Source organism: Flavobacterium sp. UBA4854, assembly GCF_002399805.1.
GTDB classification, from domain to species: Bacteria; Bacteroidota; Bacteroidia; order Flavobacteriales; family Flavobacteriaceae; genus Flavobacterium; species Flavobacterium ginsengisoli.
Window position 1 is genome coordinate 22,746 of sequence record NZ_DHEI01000085.1, and the last position, 718, is coordinate 23,463.

At 33.0% G+C, this 718-nt stretch carries 1 protein-coding gene; it reads left to right on the plus strand.

Features of this window, described 5'->3' with window-relative positions; all coding sequences use genetic code 11:
• Positions 1–20: 20 nt before the first annotated feature.
• Positions 21–718, plus strand: a 698-nt coding sequence (locus B3J44_RS12525) for a glycoside hydrolase family 3 N-terminal domain-containing protein (RefSeq protein ID WP_286968715.1), incomplete at its 3' end; no start/stop codon positions are given.

The window sequence follows — 718 nt, forward strand, 5'->3', positions numbered from 1 at the left end:
ATGAAAAAGACTTTACAATAATGAAAATCAAAGCCGAAGCGTTACGACAAAAAATAGGACAATTTTTCTTTCCAGCAGTATTCATCAATGATACAGAAGAAAATATTCAGAAAACAGAAAAACTTATTAGAGAATACAATATTGGAGGATTAACCTTTTTCCATAGTCGTGCGAGTGCTGCAACCAACTACGAAAGCAAGAAAAAAGTTGTTTTTAATGATGACAGTTACGAAAAAATCAAAACACTTATTTCTCGTTATCAAAAAGCCGCTTCTACTCCACTTTTAATTAGTATTGATGCTGAATGGGGTTTAGCAATGCGAATTGAAAAAACACCACAATATCCGTATGCAATTACGCTTGGCGCTTTACCTTCAACTAAATCGAGTTTGGTTTACGAAGTTGGAAAACAAATTGGTCTAGATTTAAAAGCGGCAGGAATTCAATACAATTTATCGCCTTTGGCAGACATCAACAACAATCCAAATAATCCAGTTATCGGATATCGTTCTTTTGGTGAAAACAAAGAAAAAGTAGCCGATTTTTCTATTGAATATTTAAAAGGAATGTCAGAAGTTGGCGTTTTGGGCTGTCTAAAACATTTTCCTGGACATGGAAACACCAATGTAGATTCTCATTTAGGTTTGCCTGTTTTAAAAGAAACTTTAGATGAATTATTAGAAAACGAATTATATCCGTTCATTAAAGGAATAGAAAA